Annotated in this window: 11 protein-coding genes; 6 read left to right on the top strand and 5 right to left on the bottom strand. The window is 58.5% G+C overall.

Features of this window, described 5'->3' with window-relative positions:
- Positions 1-466: 466 nt before the first annotated feature.
- Positions 467-1,201 carry a LexA family transcriptional regulator gene (locus ACP7EW_RS10885; RefSeq protein WP_010212723.1) on the bottom strand — a complete coding sequence of 245 codons (735 nt, stop codon included), beginning with the start codon at positions 1,199-1,201 and terminating at the stop codon, positions 467-469.
- Between the two features lie 210 nt (positions 1,202-1,411).
- Between ACP7EW_RS10885 and mutS the strand changes: the two genes are divergently transcribed.
- Both mutS and fdxA read left to right on the top strand, forming a co-directional pair.
- The gene (gene mutS / locus ACP7EW_RS10880; RefSeq protein ID WP_016977945.1) at positions 1,412-4,003 is read left to right on the top strand and encodes a DNA mismatch repair protein MutS; all 2,592 of its coding nucleotides are present in this window, start codon (positions 1,412-1,414) and stop codon (positions 4,001-4,003) included.
- A gap of 142 nt (positions 4,004-4,145) precedes the next feature.
- A complete protein-coding gene (gene fdxA, locus ACP7EW_RS10875) occupies positions 4,146-4,469 on the top strand; it encodes a ferredoxin FdxA (RefSeq protein ID WP_033899812.1) in 324 nt (107 codons plus the stop codon).
- Between the two features lie 491 nt (positions 4,470-4,960).
- Here the strand turns inward: fdxA and apbC are convergent, their stop codons facing one another.
- Positions 4,961-6,055 carry an iron-sulfur cluster carrier protein ApbC gene (gene apbC / locus ACP7EW_RS10870; protein ID WP_426216971.1) on the bottom strand — a complete coding sequence of 365 codons (1,095 nt, stop codon included), beginning with the start codon at positions 6,053-6,055 and terminating at the stop codon, positions 4,961-4,963.
- A gap of 171 nt (positions 6,056-6,226) precedes the next feature.
- On the opposite strand from apbC, the gene metG reads away from it, so the two are divergent.
- The 4 genes from metG to ACP7EW_RS10850 all read left to right on the top strand — a co-directional run bounded on the left by metG (position 6,227) and on the right by ACP7EW_RS10850 (position 10,334).
- The gene (metG, locus tag ACP7EW_RS10865) at positions 6,227-8,278 is read left to right on the top strand and encodes a methionine--tRNA ligase (RefSeq protein WP_426216969.1); all 2,052 of its coding nucleotides are present in this window, start codon (positions 6,227-6,229) and stop codon (positions 8,276-8,278) included.
- A gap of 112 nt (positions 8,279-8,390) precedes the next feature.
- Positions 8,391-9,347 carry an electron transport complex subunit RsxB gene (gene rsxB, locus ACP7EW_RS10860; protein ID WP_426216967.1) on the top strand — a complete coding sequence of 319 codons (957 nt, stop codon included), beginning with the start codon at positions 8,391-8,393 and terminating at the stop codon, positions 9,345-9,347.
- 58 nt (positions 9,348-9,405) lie between these two features.
- The gene (gene nth / locus ACP7EW_RS10855; RefSeq protein WP_038847851.1) at positions 9,406-10,044 is read left to right on the top strand and encodes an endonuclease III; all 639 of its coding nucleotides are present in this window, start codon (positions 9,406-9,408) and stop codon (positions 10,042-10,044) included.
- A gap of 107 nt (positions 10,045-10,151) precedes the next feature.
- Positions 10,152-10,334 (top strand): PA3496 family putative envelope integrity protein, encoded by a 183-nt coding sequence (locus tag ACP7EW_RS10850; RefSeq protein WP_033899805.1) that lies wholly within the window; start codon positions 10,152-10,154, stop codon positions 10,332-10,334.
- Between the two features lie 84 nt (positions 10,335-10,418).
- Here the strand turns inward: ACP7EW_RS10850 and ACP7EW_RS10845 are convergent, their stop codons facing one another.
- From ACP7EW_RS10845 to ACP7EW_RS10835, 3 genes are all read right to left on the bottom strand, one after another.
- Positions 10,419-11,051: a response regulator transcription factor gene (locus ACP7EW_RS10845; RefSeq protein WP_010212736.1), complete on the bottom strand. Its 633-nt coding sequence runs from the start codon at positions 11,049-11,051 to the stop codon at positions 10,419-10,421.
- Between the two features lie 625 nt (positions 11,052-11,676).
- Positions 11,677-12,894: an argininosuccinate synthase gene (locus ACP7EW_RS10840; protein WP_038847848.1), complete on the bottom strand. Its 1,218-nt coding sequence runs from the start codon at positions 12,892-12,894 to the stop codon at positions 11,677-11,679.
- Positions 12,895-13,023: 129 nt separating this feature from the next.
- Positions 13,024-13,932 carry a flagellar protein MotY gene (locus ACP7EW_RS10835; RefSeq protein WP_095014902.1) on the bottom strand — a complete coding sequence of 303 codons (909 nt, stop codon included), beginning with the start codon at positions 13,930-13,932 and terminating at the stop codon, positions 13,024-13,026.
- Between the last annotated feature and the right edge of the window lie 52 nt (positions 13,933-13,984).

The raw sequence follows: 13,984 nt of genomic DNA, 5'->3' as shown, positions 1-13,984 counted from the left end.
CTACTGGCGCGGTACGGATCTTTCCTCGATGTTTTTCCGACCACGATCCCTGTCTGCCGGATAACTGCTTCTGGTGCTTTACGCTGCACACCCGGGTCAGTTGCCAACCCTCTGAACCGTTAAGGCCGGTTCATCGCTGCCTGTTTGTTAAGCGGTGAAACTAAAGAGCGTCGGCATCCTTGCCGGTGTTGCTGGCGTCCTTGCCATCGCTCGGATGGCGTCCTTGCCGGTGTTGCGTGCCTTCCTTGTGTTGACTGGCAGCATCCTTGCCGCCTCCACCAGGCCTTGTTGGCTGGCTTGAGATGGAGAATATGCATGTATGCATATACAGTCAATGCACAAATGCATTTATTTTCAGCATGCAAATGCACGAATGCATTTTCGTCCTTGTGGACAGCGGGTTTGGTGGTTTTTTCCAGGCGAAAAAAAGCCCGCTCGTTGGCGGGCTTTTTCTTACAGAAGAAGGCTAACGGGCGTACATGCCCCACCAGAACACATGGCCCAGGATGCTGATCTGCTCATCCTGGATATCCTGGAAGCTGTAGTCCTCATCCGGGTGTTCATCGCGATTGAAACTGCGCAGGCGAATCCCGGAAGGCAGGCGGTAGAGCTGTTTCACCCGCAATTGGCCGTTGTGGTTGATGGCATACAAGTCACCATCGACGATATCACCAATGCCGCTTTTGCCCGCGTTCACCCCGACCGTCGCGCCATCACGCAGCACCGGCAACATGCTGTTGCCACGCACCGTCACACACTTGGCCTGGTCGAACTGCACACCGTTATGCCGCAGGCTGCGCTTGCCGAACCGCAGACTGGCCTTCTCGCTTTCCTCGATGACGAATCTTCCTGATCCAGCAGCCAATTCAACCTCGCGCAGAAAGGGGATCGACACCTCGTCGTCATTAACGGGCGTGTCGTCGTCCCACAGGCTTATGTCCTTGAGTTCCGAATGCATCGGGTCGCGCCCGTCCTCCCGCGAAACACCCACCGCCGCGCGCCCGCGCAGTTGGTCGGTGCTCACACGGAAGTACTCGGCGATGCGGGAAATGTGCTTGTCCGACGGATCAACGATCTTGCCGCTGAGGATCCGGGACAACGTGGATTGAGGCACGCCGGTACGCCGGTGAAGCTCCGTGGGGGAGATCCGGTCGCGGTCCAGCAGTTCGCGTAAGACGATAGAAACGTTGCGTTTTTGCATAACGGGGATAGTGACGGGAGATTTTGGGGTTGGCAAATGCTAATTTGCATTATTTATGCAAACTCGATGCATTTCCTGGGCTATTTCAAGTGGGGTGATGTGGACTGCGAACGGCAGACCTCGCGTGTTAACCTTGCGCCCATCGCAAAATCGCAGGGCGGAATGCCCCACCTTTGCCCCACTCCTTTCAACGAATTTGCCTACGACCCAATGAGTAAAACCACTTCAGACCTATCCTCCCACACTCCAATGATGCAGCAATACTGGCGCCTCAAGAACCAGCACCCTGATCAGTTGATGTTCTACCGCATGGGCGACTTCTACGAGATCTTCTACGAAGACGCGAAGAAGGCCGCCAAGCTGCTGGACATCACCCTGACGGCGCGCGGGCAGTCGGCGGGACAGTCGATTCCGATGTGTGGGATTCCTTACCATTCATTGGAAGGTTACCTGGTCAAGCTGGTGAAGCTGGGCGAGTCGGTGGTGATCTGTGAGCAGATCGGCGACCCGGCCACCAGCAAGGGGCCGGTGGAACGTCAGGTGGTGCGCATTATTACGCCGGGGACGGTGAGTGATGAGGCGCTGCTGGATGAGCGTCGTGACAACCTGATTGCAGCAGTGCTGGGCGATGAGCGTCTGTTTGGCCTGTCGGTGCTGGATATCACCAGCGGCAACTTCAGCGTGCTGGAGATCAAAGGCTGGGAGAACCTGCTGGCCGAGCTGGAGCGTATCAACCCGGTTGAGCTGTTGATCCCGGACGATTGGCCGAAGGATCTGCCGGCGGAAAAACGCCGTGGGGCCAAGCGTCGTGCGCCCTGGGATTTTGAGCGTGACTCGGCGCTGAAAAGTCTGTGCCAACAGTTCTCGGTGCAAGACCTTAAAGGCTTCGGTTGCGAAACCCTGACCCTGGCCATCGGCGCCGCCGGTTGCTTGCTGGGCTATGCCAAGGAAACCCAGCGCACCGCCCTGCCGCATTTGCGCAGCCTACGCCATGAGCGTCTGGACGATACCGTGGTGTTGGATGGCGCGAGCCGGCGCAACCTGGAATTGGACACCAACCTGGCCGGCGGGCGTGATAACACCCTGCAATCGGTGGTCGACCGTTGCCAGACCGCCATGGGCAGCCGTTTGCTGACCCGTTGGCTGAACCGCCCGTTGCGCGACTTGAGCGTGCTGCAGGCGCGTCAGACTTCTATTACTTGCCTGCTGGACGGCTATCGCTTTGAAAAGCTGCAGCCACAGCTCAAGGAAATCGGTGATATCGAGCGTATCCTGGCGCGGATCGGCCTGCGCAATGCGCGGCCGCGTGACTTGGCGCGCCTGCGTGACGCCCTCGGTGCCTTGCCACAATTGCAAGCGGCGATGACCGAACTGGACACGCCGCACCTGCAACAGCTCGCGGTCACCGCCGGTACTTACCCGGAGCTGGCGGCGTTGCTGGAAAAAGCCATCATCGACAACCCGCCCGCGATCATCCGCGACGGCGGCGTCTTGAAGACCGGTTACGACAGCGAGTTGGACGAACTCCAAGCCCTGAGCGAAAACGCCGGGCAGTTCCTGATTGACCTGGAAGCTCGCGAAAAAGCCCGTACCGGCCTGGCCAACCTGAAAGTCGGCTACAACCGTGTGCACGGCTACTTCATTGAGTTGCCGAGCAAGCAGGCCGAGTCGGCCCCCATCGACTATCAACGTCGCCAGACACTGAAAGGCGCCGAACGGTTTATCACCCCAGAGCTGAAAGAATTCGAAGACAAGGCACTGTCGGCCAAGAGCCGTGCCCTGGCTCGGGAAAAGATGCTCTATGAAAACCTGCTGGAAGACCTGATCAGCCAGTTGGCACCGCTGCAGGACACCGCCGCCGCCTTGGCTGAGCTGGATGTGCTGAGCAACCTGGCCGAGCGCGCGCTGAACCTTGACCTGAACTGCCCGCGTTTTGTCAGCGAGCCGTGCATGCGCATCGTGCAAGGTCGCCACCCGGTTGTAGAGCAGGTATTGACCACGCCGTTCGTCGCCAATGACCTGTCACTGGACGACGATACCCGCATGCTGGTGATCACCGGTCCGAACATGGGCGGTAAATCCACCTACATGCGTCAGACCGCTTTGATTGTGCTGTTGGCGCACATCGGCAGCTTTGTGCCGGCGGCCAGTTGCGAGCTGTCCCTGGTGGATCGCATTTTCACCCGGATCGGCTCCAGCGATGACCTGGCCGGTGGCCGTTCGACCTTTATGGTGGAAATGAGCGAGACCGCCAACATCTTGCACAATGCCACTGAACGCAGCCTGGTGCTGATGGACGAAGTGGGTCGCGGCACCAGCACTTTCGACGGGCTGTCCCTGGCCTGGGCGGCGGCCGAGCGCCTGGCGCATCTGCGCGCCTACACGCTGTTTGCCACCCACTATTTCGAGCTGACCGTACTGCCGGAAAGCGAACCGCTGGTGGCCAACGTGCACCTGAACGCCACTGAGCACAACGAGCGTATCGTGTTCCTGCACCACGTGCTGCCGGGGCCGGCCAGCCAGAGTTACGGTCTGGCCGTGGCCCAACTGGCCGGTGTGCCGAATGACGTGATCACCCGTGCCCGCGAACACCTCAGCCGCCTAGAAACCACGGCCCTGCCCCATGAAACCGTGGTCGCCAGCCCAGCCAAAGCCTCCAGCAAACCGGCCGCGCCGCATCAGAGTGATATGTTCGCCAGTCTGCCTCACCCGGTGCTGGATGAGTTGGCAAAGCTTGACCTGGATGACTTGACGCCGCGAAAAGCGCTCGAAATGTTATATGCACTGAAGACTCGGATATAACGCTGAGGCTTGCAAGCTGGTAGACTCTCGCGCGGTTTGGGATGCTGCAGGCTATTAGCCTGGCCTGCAGACTATCGCTCCCGAACCTCGCGAGCCCTGCCACAAAGGGTTTCGCTGCCGCCGCCTGAGGAGAAAATTAGAAATGACCTTCGTCGTCACCGACAACTGCATCAAGTGCAAGTACACCGACTGCGTGGAAGTATGTCCGGTGGACTGCTTCTACGAAGGCCCGAACTTCCTGGTCATCCACCCGGACGAGTGCATTGATTGCGCCCTGTGTGAACCTGAATGCCCGGCCGTCGCTATTTTCTCCGAGGATGAAGTCCCGGCAGGTATGGAGCAGTTCATTCAGCTGAACGTCGAGCTGGCTGAAATCTGGCCGAATATCACTGAGCGCAAAGACCCGATGCCGGATGCTGCGGAATGGGATGGCAAGACGGGTAAAATTGCTGACCTCGAACGCTGATAGCGTCGCGTCCAAAAAGGCCCCTTGCGGGCCTTTTTGCGTTTCTGGAAAGTCGGTTTCACTTTCCTACAGGCAAAAAAAGGGGCGGTATGACCCGCCCACATTTTTTCCCTAGTCCCTGTATTCCTTTTCATCATCCTGATGAATCGCATCCTGCGATATTCCCTTAACCATCGTTCCTTGATGGCTGTGTCAATCCGTGGACACAGGGCTGATGTTAGAGAGTTCCAAGGGAAGTTCAACGGGATCCATTTCTGTGGCTGACAGGCTTCGACGCTCAACAGACAATAATTAATTGTTATTTTTCAACAAGATACAAAACCCTTTCACCTAACCGGGACGGACTTGGCGGGTAAAAAACCCAAACGCTTACGAAAAAGTAAGCGAATGCTTACACGACCCATTGCGTAAATGAGAAATAAACCCGCCTTGACCACTGCCCAGACATGAAAAAGCCCCGACAACGTCGAGGCTTTTTCCCTTCAATGCCCTCAGTCGTCGCTGACGGTGATGGTCGGCATCGCTGGCGCAGCGGCTTCCTGCAGCACAATACGCGCGCCTACATGGCGAGCCAGTTCCTGGTAAACCATGGCGATCTGGCCATCAGGGTCCGCCGCGACCGTCGGCTTGCCGCCGTCAGCCTGTTCACGAATAACCATCGACAGTGGCAATGAGGCCAGCAGTTCCACGCCATATTGGGAGGCCAGCTTCTCGCCACCGCCTTCGCCGAACAGGTGCTCGGCGTGGCCGCAGTTGGAGCAGATGTGCACTGCCATGTTCTCCACCACGCCCAATACCGGGATATTGACCTTGCGGAACATCTCCACGCCTTTTCTCGCGTCGAGCAGCGCCAGGTCCTGGGGCGTGGTGACGATCACAGAGCCGGCCACCGGGACTTTCTGTGCCAGGGTCAGTTGGATATCGCCCGTGCCTGGTGGCATGTCGATCACCAGGTAGTCCAAATCGCCCCAGGCGGTCTGGGTGACCAGTTGCAGCAAGGCGCCGGAGACCATTGGCCCGCGCCAGACCATCGGCGTGTTGTCATCGGTCAGGAAAGCCATGGACATCACTTCCACGCCCAAGGACTCAATTGGCACGAACCACTTCTGGTCCTTGACCTTCGGCCGTGTGCCCTCGGCGATGCCGAACATCACGCCTTGGCTCGGGCCGTAGATGTCCGCATCAAGGATGCCCACGCGCGCACCTTCGCGCGCCAGGGCCAGGGCCAGGTTGGCCGCCGTGGTGGATTTGCCTACGCCGCCCTTGCCCGAGGCCACGGCCACCACGTTCTTGACATTGGCCAGGCCCGGGATCTGCGCCTGGGCCTTGTGCGCGGCGATCACACACTGGATGTCGACCTTGGCCGAACGCACGCCGTCGAGGCCTTCAATGGCCATCTGCAGCATCTGCGCCCAACCGCTCTTGAACAGGCCGGCGGCGTAACCCAGTTCCAATTGAACCGACACCTGGTCGCCCTGGACGTCGATGGCACGCACACAGCCGGCACTGACCGGGTCCTGGTTCAAATAAGGGTCGGTGTACTGGCGAAGCACGGCTTCCACCGCTGCGCGATTGACGGCGCTCATGGGCTACTCCCGAAAAAGACTGACTGAAACAGGCGGCTATCCTAACCGTTCCAGCGGCGTTACGGCATGCTTTCGCAGGTTCGGGAGATTCTGAAACAGCGCCACGGGGTGAAATATATTTCCCGGCGCTTTATAGTGGCCGACCTCCGTTTCATCAAGTAGCCGAGCCCCATGTCCGAGCCACGCAAGATCCTCGTCACCAGCGCCCTGCCCTATGCCAATGGTTCCATCCATCTTGGCCATATGCTTGAGTACATCCAGACCGATATGTGGGTGCGCTTCCAGAAGCATCGCGGCAATCAATGCATTTATGTCTGCGCAGACGACGCCCACGGTTCGGCCATCATGTTGCGCGCCGAAAAGGAAGGGATCACCCCGGAACAACTGATCGCCAACGTACAGGCTGAACACAGCGCCGACTTTGCCGATTTCCTGGTGGACTTCGATAACTTCCACTCGACCCACTCCGAAGAAAACCGTGAGCTGTCGAGCCAGATCTACCTGCGCTTGAAAGAAGCCGGGCATATCGACCAGCGTTCGGTGACCCAGTATTTCGACCCGGAAAAGAAAATGTTCCTGGCCGACCGCTTCATCAAGGGCACCTGCCCGAAATGCGGCACCGAAGACCAATACGGCGACAACTGCGAGAAATGCGGTGCGACCTACGCGCCCACCGAGCTGAAGAACCCTAAGTCGGCAATCTCTGGCGCGACCCCGGTGCTCAAGGATTCCCAGCATTTCTTCTTCAAGCTCCCGGATTTCCAGCAGATGCTGCAAACCTGGACCCGCAGCGGCACCCTGCAGGACGCCGTGGCCAACAAGCTCTCCGAATGGCTCGACAGCGGCCTGCAGCAGTGGGACATCTCCCGCGATGCGCCGTACTTCGGCTTCGAGATCCCAGGCGAGCCGGGCAAGTATTTCTACGTGTGGCTGGATGCGCCGATCGGCTACATGGCCAGCTTCAAGAACCTGTGCGACCGCACGCCGGAACTGGACTTCGACGCGTTCTGGAACAAGGATTCCACCGCCGAGCTGTACCACTTCATCGGCAAGGACATCGTCAACTTCCACGCGCTGTTCTGGCCGGCCATGCTTGAGGGGTCGGGCTACCGCAAGCCGACCGCCATCGCGGTGCACGGCTACCTGACGGTCAACGGCCAGAAGATGTCCAAGTCCCGTGGCACCTTTATCAAGGCGCGCACCTACCTGGACCACTTGTCGCCGGAATACCTGCGCTACTACTACGCCTCCAAGCTGGGCCGTGGCGTCGATGACTTGGACCTGAACCTGGAAGACTTCGTACAGAAGGTCAACTCGGACCTGGTCGGCAAGGTCGTCAACATTGCCAGCCGTTGTGCCGGGTTTATCCACAAGGGCAACGCGGGCCTGCTGGTGGCCGAGAACGCCGCTCCGGAACTGACCGACGCGTTCCTGGCCGCTGCGCCAAGCATCGCCGATGCCTATGAAGCCCGCGACTTTGCCCGCGCCATGCGCGAGATCATGGGCCTGGCCGACCGTGCCAACGCCTGGATCGCCGACAAGGCACCGTGGTCGCTGAACAAGCAGGAAGGCAAGCAGGCGGAAGTTCAGGCGATCTGCGCCACGGGCGTCAACCTGTTCCGCCAACTGGTGATCTTCCTCAAGCCGGTGCTGCCGTTGCTGGCCGCCGACGCCGAGGCGTTCCTCAACGTGGCGCCGCTGACCTGGAACGATCACACCACCTTGCTCAGCAACCATCAGTTGAACGAGTTCAAGCCGCTGATGACGCGTATCGACCCGGTCAAAGTCCAGGCCATGACCGACGCTTCGAAAGAAGACCTGGTTGCCAGCCAGACCGATACCGGTTCGGCTGCACCTACAGGCAATGGTGAGTTGGTCAAAGACCCGATCTCCGCAGAAATCGAGTTTGACGCTTTCGCTGCCGTGGACCTGCGTGTCGCGCTGATCGTCAAGGCCGAAGCCGTGGAGGGTGCCGACAAGCTGCTGCGTCTGACCCTGGACCTCGGTGGCGAGCAACGCAACGTGTTCTCCGGGATCAAGAGCGCTTATCCGGACCCGTCCAAGCTTGATGGTCGCCTGACCATGATGATCGCCAACCTCAAGCCTCGGAAAATGAAGTTCGGCGTTTCCGAAGGCATGGTGATGGCGGCCGGCCCTGGTGGGGAAGAGATCTACCTGCTCAGCCCTGACAGCGGCGCCAAGCCGGGCCAACGTATCAAGTAAGCCTGTGAGAAAGCCCTGTCGTTTCGGCGGCAGGGCTTTTCAGCTGGTCCCCTCTTTTCGCTTGCCGGATAATCAGCCTCTGTTTGTTAACCGGCATCCCCATGATCACCCCATGAACCTCATTCAACGTATCGACGCGCTGCTGCCGCAGACCCAATGCGGCAAATGCGGGCATCCAGGCTGCAAGCCTTACGCCGAGGGTATTGCTCAGGGCGAAGCGATCAACAAGTGCCCGCCTGGTGGACAGGAAACCATTGCTGGCCTTGCGCAATTGTTGCGCGTTCCGGTGCTGGAACTGGAGATCAGTCAAGGGGAAGCCCCAGCCCAGATTGCCTATATCCGCGAGGCCGAGTGCATCGGTTGCACCAAGTGCATCCAGGCCTGCCCGGTAGACGCCATTGTCGGCGCCGCCAAGCTGATGCACACGATCATCGTCGATGAGTGCACCGGTTGCGACCTCTGCGTCGCGCCCTGCCCCGTTGACTGCATTGAAATGCGCCCGACAGCCACGATCTTGCCAATCGTCGGTGGCCTGGCGACAAATGATCAGCAACGCCATGAACGCCACCTCAAGCGCGACCGGGCAAGGCGGCGGTATGAGCAACGCAACGCGCGGCTGCAACGAGAGGAAGCGCAAAAAGTCGCCGAACGCCAGGCGCGGGCCAAACGCTCAGTGCCGGTTTTACCCATGCAAGCCGATGCAGCACAGGATGGCGCGATCAAGAAAGCCAAAATCACGGTCGCCATGAGCCGCGCCCAACTGCATAAATCCTTGAAGGCCTTCGGTCACCCGCCAACCTTTGAACAGCAGTCGCAGTTGATCGTCTTGCAGCAGCAGTTCGAAGCGGCAGAACAAGCGCTGACGACGCTAGAGCTGGGCACCGCGCCGAAGACAATGGCAGCAACCGGTAATACTGCCGACCTGAAACGCGCCAAAATCCAGCTGGCGATGCGCCGCGCAGCGTTGAAGAAAGCCCAGGACTTGAACGCCAACCCGCAGCAACTGGCCGAAGCGCAACACAACCTCGACGAGGCGCAACGCCAAGTGGATGCCCACGGCAACGCCTGACCTGCAAAGCCTGTATTGCTACAATCCCGCCGATCGACTGCCAGGAAAAACCCACCGCATGAACGCCGCAAAACGCCTGGAAATTTTCCGTAGGCTCCACGAAGACAATCCAGAACCCAAGACCGAACTGGCCTACACCACGCCGTTCGAGTTGCTGATTGCGGTGATCCTGTCGGCCCAATCCACGGACGTCGGCGTGAACAAGGCCACGGCCAAGCTGTACCCCGTGGCGAATACGCCCGAGGCGATCTATGCCCTGGGTGTGGAGGGGTTGTCGGAATACATCAAGACCATCGGCCTGTACAACAGCAAGGCCAAGAACGTCATCGAAACCTGCCGCCTGCTGGTGGAACTGCACGGCAGTGAAGTGCCGCAGACCCGCGAAGCCCTGGAGGCCTTGCCAGGCGTTGGCCGCAAAACCGCCAACGTGGTACTCAACACCGCGTTCCGGCAACTGACCATGGCCGTGGACACCCACATCTTCCGGGTCAGCAACCGAACCGGCATCGCCCGTGGAAAAAACGTGGTGGAGGTGGAAAAGCAACTGATGAAGTTCGTGCCCAAGCCGTATCTGCTGGATTCGCACCACTGGCTCATCCTTCATGGCCGCTACGTTTGCCAGGCCCGCAAGCCGCGCTGCGGCAGCTGTCGCATCGAAGACCTGTGCGAATACAAGGACAAGACGTCCGACGATTAAGGGATCATTGGTTTTCTCGATCAGTCGATTGAAAAAATCTTTTTTACCGGATCATGGATTATCGTTATAAGGAGCGCCAACGGCAGTCTTAGCCCGGAGTGAACCTTATGAGCACTGGCAAAGAGCAACTGGAAGTGGAAGACGACCTCGTTGAGTCGGACGACGAGGGGGCGGAGACACCTGTGGCAGAGGTCGCCAAGACCAATTTGAGCAAACGCCGCACTATCGACAATCTACTGGAAGAACGACGCTTGCAAAAACAGCTGGCCGATTACGACTTCGATCTCTGATCGAGCGATCGACAGCCGGAAGCCTCCTTCAGGGAGGCTTTTTTCTGCCGGTGACCCGGGCAATACGCTGTGCTTTACCCTCCTCTATACCAAGCCGTTGCGCTGGGCCAGTTCGATCAGGTCCACCAGCGAACGCGCATTGAGCTTGAGCAGCAGACGCGTCTTGTAGGTGCTGACGGTCTTGTTGCTGAGAAACATGCCGTCGGCAATCTCCTTGTTGGTCCTGCCCCGCGCCAACTGCTGCAATACCATCATTTCCCGCCCGGACAGGCGCTCGACCATATCGGCTTCACTGGCATTGCCCATGGTGGAGCGTACCGAGTTGAGCGCCTGGTTGGGGAAATAGCTGTAGCCGGACAAGACCGCCTTGATAGCACTGAGCAGCTCGGTGAGGTCCTGTTGCTTGCACACGTAGCCAGCAGCCCCCGCCTGCATGCAACGCATGGAAAAATGACCCGGGGCCTGGGACGTCAGCACCAGCACCTTGAACGGCGCAGGTTGCTTGGTAGAAGACAGCCGGCAAATAACTTCCAGGCCATCAAGTTTGGGAATCCCGATATCCAGTATCACAATGTCCGGCATATGCTCCCGTGCAAGTTGCAACGCATCGACACCGTTATCAGTCTCGGCAACGACCTCATAACCATGACGTTCCATTAGCATACGCACAGCAAGACGAATGACGGGATGATCATCCACGATCAGCACTTTATTCATAAGAAAGTCCAATTTCGCTGTTCGAATTATTTAGAGCAAGCACAATAGCCTAGTCGTTTCCTAGTTGGCATAGCATTACCCCCCAAGCAACAGCAAGCAGAGACCCACCCCACAGCGATAAAGGAATTGCCCTACAAAAAAACGCCCTCTCGGAGGGATCTGGTTTTGTGGATCCTTTCAGACCTTTCCTGGGACTTACATACTTTGAGTGAAATATCCGTGGCTTATAGGGGTTTGGGTAAACGTGCCGCACATGACTCTCAGGAAATGCCCCTTGCCTCTCACCTGCTGCAGGGGAAAACGACCAGAACGATCCGTCTGTTTTAGTTCCATTTAACATATTCACTTACTTCCTTAATTCCTACAGACTATTCGGCGCTTCGTATCTTCTCCGCACTTGTATGAGTGAATTATCTGTAAGACCAGTTCCTACATAGATGTAAAAAATTCATTCCCCCTACAAACTTTCAACAACAATTCATTCAAACCCCATTTCTGATAAAGATTTTGAGGAAAAACATCCACAGTCGTTTAATCGTTATAAACATTTAACATCTCTACACAATCACAGGACAAAAAAAATGGCCCCTTGTACAAGGGGCCATTCTTCACAACAGGCTGAGACTTAGAACAGCGAGCGACCTTTGTTGGCGGCAATGCGCATGCGCAATGCGTTCAACTTGATAAAGCCTGCCGCGTCTGCCTGGTTGTACGCACCGCCGTCTTCTTCGAAGGTGGCGATGTTGGCGTCGAACAGCGACTCATCGGACTTGCGACCGGTCACGATCACGTTGCCCTTGTACAGCTTCAGGCGCACAACGCCGTTCACGTGAGCCTGGGAAGCGTCGATCATCTGCTGCAGCATCAGACGCTCAGGGCTCCACCAGTAGCCGGTGTAGATCAGGCTGGCGTACTTGGGCATCAGCTCGTCTTTGAGGTGAGCCACTTCGCGGTCCAGGGTGATCGATTCGATCGCGCGGTGGGCGCGCAGCATGATGGTGCCACCAGGGGTTTCGTAGCAGCCACGGGACTTCATGCCCACGTAACGGTTCTCGACGATGTCGAGGCGGCCGATGCCGTGTTCGCCACCGATACGGTTCAGGGTCGCCAGCACGGTGGCCGGGGTCATTTCGACACCGTCCAGCGCGACGATGTCGCCGTTGCGGTAGGTCAGCTCCAGGTACTGCGGCTTGTCGGGCGCGTTCTCCGGGGAGACGGTCCACTTCCACATGTCTTCTTCGTGCTCGGTCCAGGTGTCTTCCAGCACGCCGCCCTCATAGGAGATGTGCAGCAGGTTGGCGTCCATCGAGTACGGGGACTTCTTCTTGCCGTGACGCTCGATCGGGATTGCGTGCTTTTCAGCGTAATCCATCAGCTTTTCACGGGACAGCAAGTCCCATTCACGCCAAGGGGCAATCACTTTCACGCCTGGCTTGAGGGCGTAGGCACCCAGTTCGAAACGCACCTGGTCGTTGCCTTTGCCGGTGGCGCCATGGGAAATGGCGTCGGCGCCGGTTTCGTTGGCGATTTCGATCAGGCGCTTGGCGATCAGCGGACGTGCGATGGAGGTACCCAGCAGGTACTCGCCTTCGTAGACGGTGTTGGCGCGAAACATCGGGAAAACGAAATCGCGGACGAACTCTTCGCGCAGGTCGTCAATGTAGATCTCTTTCACGCCCATGGCTTGCGCCTTGGCACGTGCAGGTTCGACCTCTTCGCCCTGACCCAGGTCAGCGGTGAAGGTCACCACTTCACAGTTATAAGTATCCTGCAGCCACTTGAGGATCACCGAAGTGTCCAGGCCGCCGGAATACGCGAGAACGACCTTGTTTACGTCGGCCATGCCATCACTCCACGGGGTTGTACGGAAAGGCGTCGATTCTACCGACCAAAACCGCGGATTTACAGGGGCGCGACAGCAAATGAAGATAAAGCGACAGATTATGTCGAACGGGCGACCGATGGTCGCACCTCAGGACGTGTGCGCGGGGTTGCTCGGGCCGGTGGCCTGAGGCGCCGGTTTCTCGGGGGCAGCCACGCGTTCAAGCTGGATATTCACGCGACGGTTGCGCGCCCGGTTGGCCGCATTGGTGTTGGGCGCCAGTGGGTAGCTTTCGCCGTGGAAACGCAGGGTGATCTGCGATTCCGGGATCCCGTTGGCCTTGAAGTAGTCCATGACCGCCAAGCCGCGACGGCGCGAAACGTCTCGATTGGTCAGACGATTACCGCTGTTGTCCGAATGGCCGTTCAATTCGATATGGTTGACGGTCGGGTCGGCTTTCATGAATGCCAGAATCACGTCGAGTTTCTTCTTGGCGGCCGCGTCCAGCTCGATTCCGCCACCGGGGAAGCCAACTTCGGTCTGTTTGACCTGGTCGTAATTCATCGGCAACAGCTTGGCGGTGCACAGTTGGTAATCGTTGTAGGCCTTATTGAACTTGACCGGCAGCAGGCGGATCTCCGAATAGCCGCCTTCGCGCCCATAGTGCCGCACGGTCGGGCTACGCCCTTCCAGCAAGCCATTGAACAGACGCCCGGCCTGGGCCTGAGAGCTGTTGAACAACACATCGCCACTGCCGGCACGCACGGCGCCGAGGTTGATATCCCCTCGCCCCGGCTGCCACGGTGCAGCGGCGGCCAGCAAGGTGGCAGAACCGGCGCCCAGCGAGCCGTTGTAGGCCTTCAGACGAAACGTCGCCTGCTCGCCGGCCCGGCGCACGAACTCACCCGAACCGAAATCGGTGATCGGCTGGGTCAGGCGGCACTCGAATTGGTCGCCTTCCACCTTCCACTCAATATTCTCAAGACGCGTCTGGAACGTGAGGGCCATCGCAGGCAGGCTGGCGAACACACTGAGCAGGGCTAGATATTGCTGGCGCACGGGAGGCTCCACTGGTTTCTACAACACTTCAAAGCGTCATACATCGATAAGG

The organism is Pseudomonas sp. DWRC2-2, from assembly GCF_049897885.1.
Taxonomy (GTDB): domain Bacteria; phylum Pseudomonadota; class Gammaproteobacteria; order Pseudomonadales; family Pseudomonadaceae; genus Aquipseudomonas; species Aquipseudomonas azotoformans_A.
Note: the sequence above shows the minus strand (reverse complement) of the source record. Positions and strands in the feature narration are given on the sequence as shown.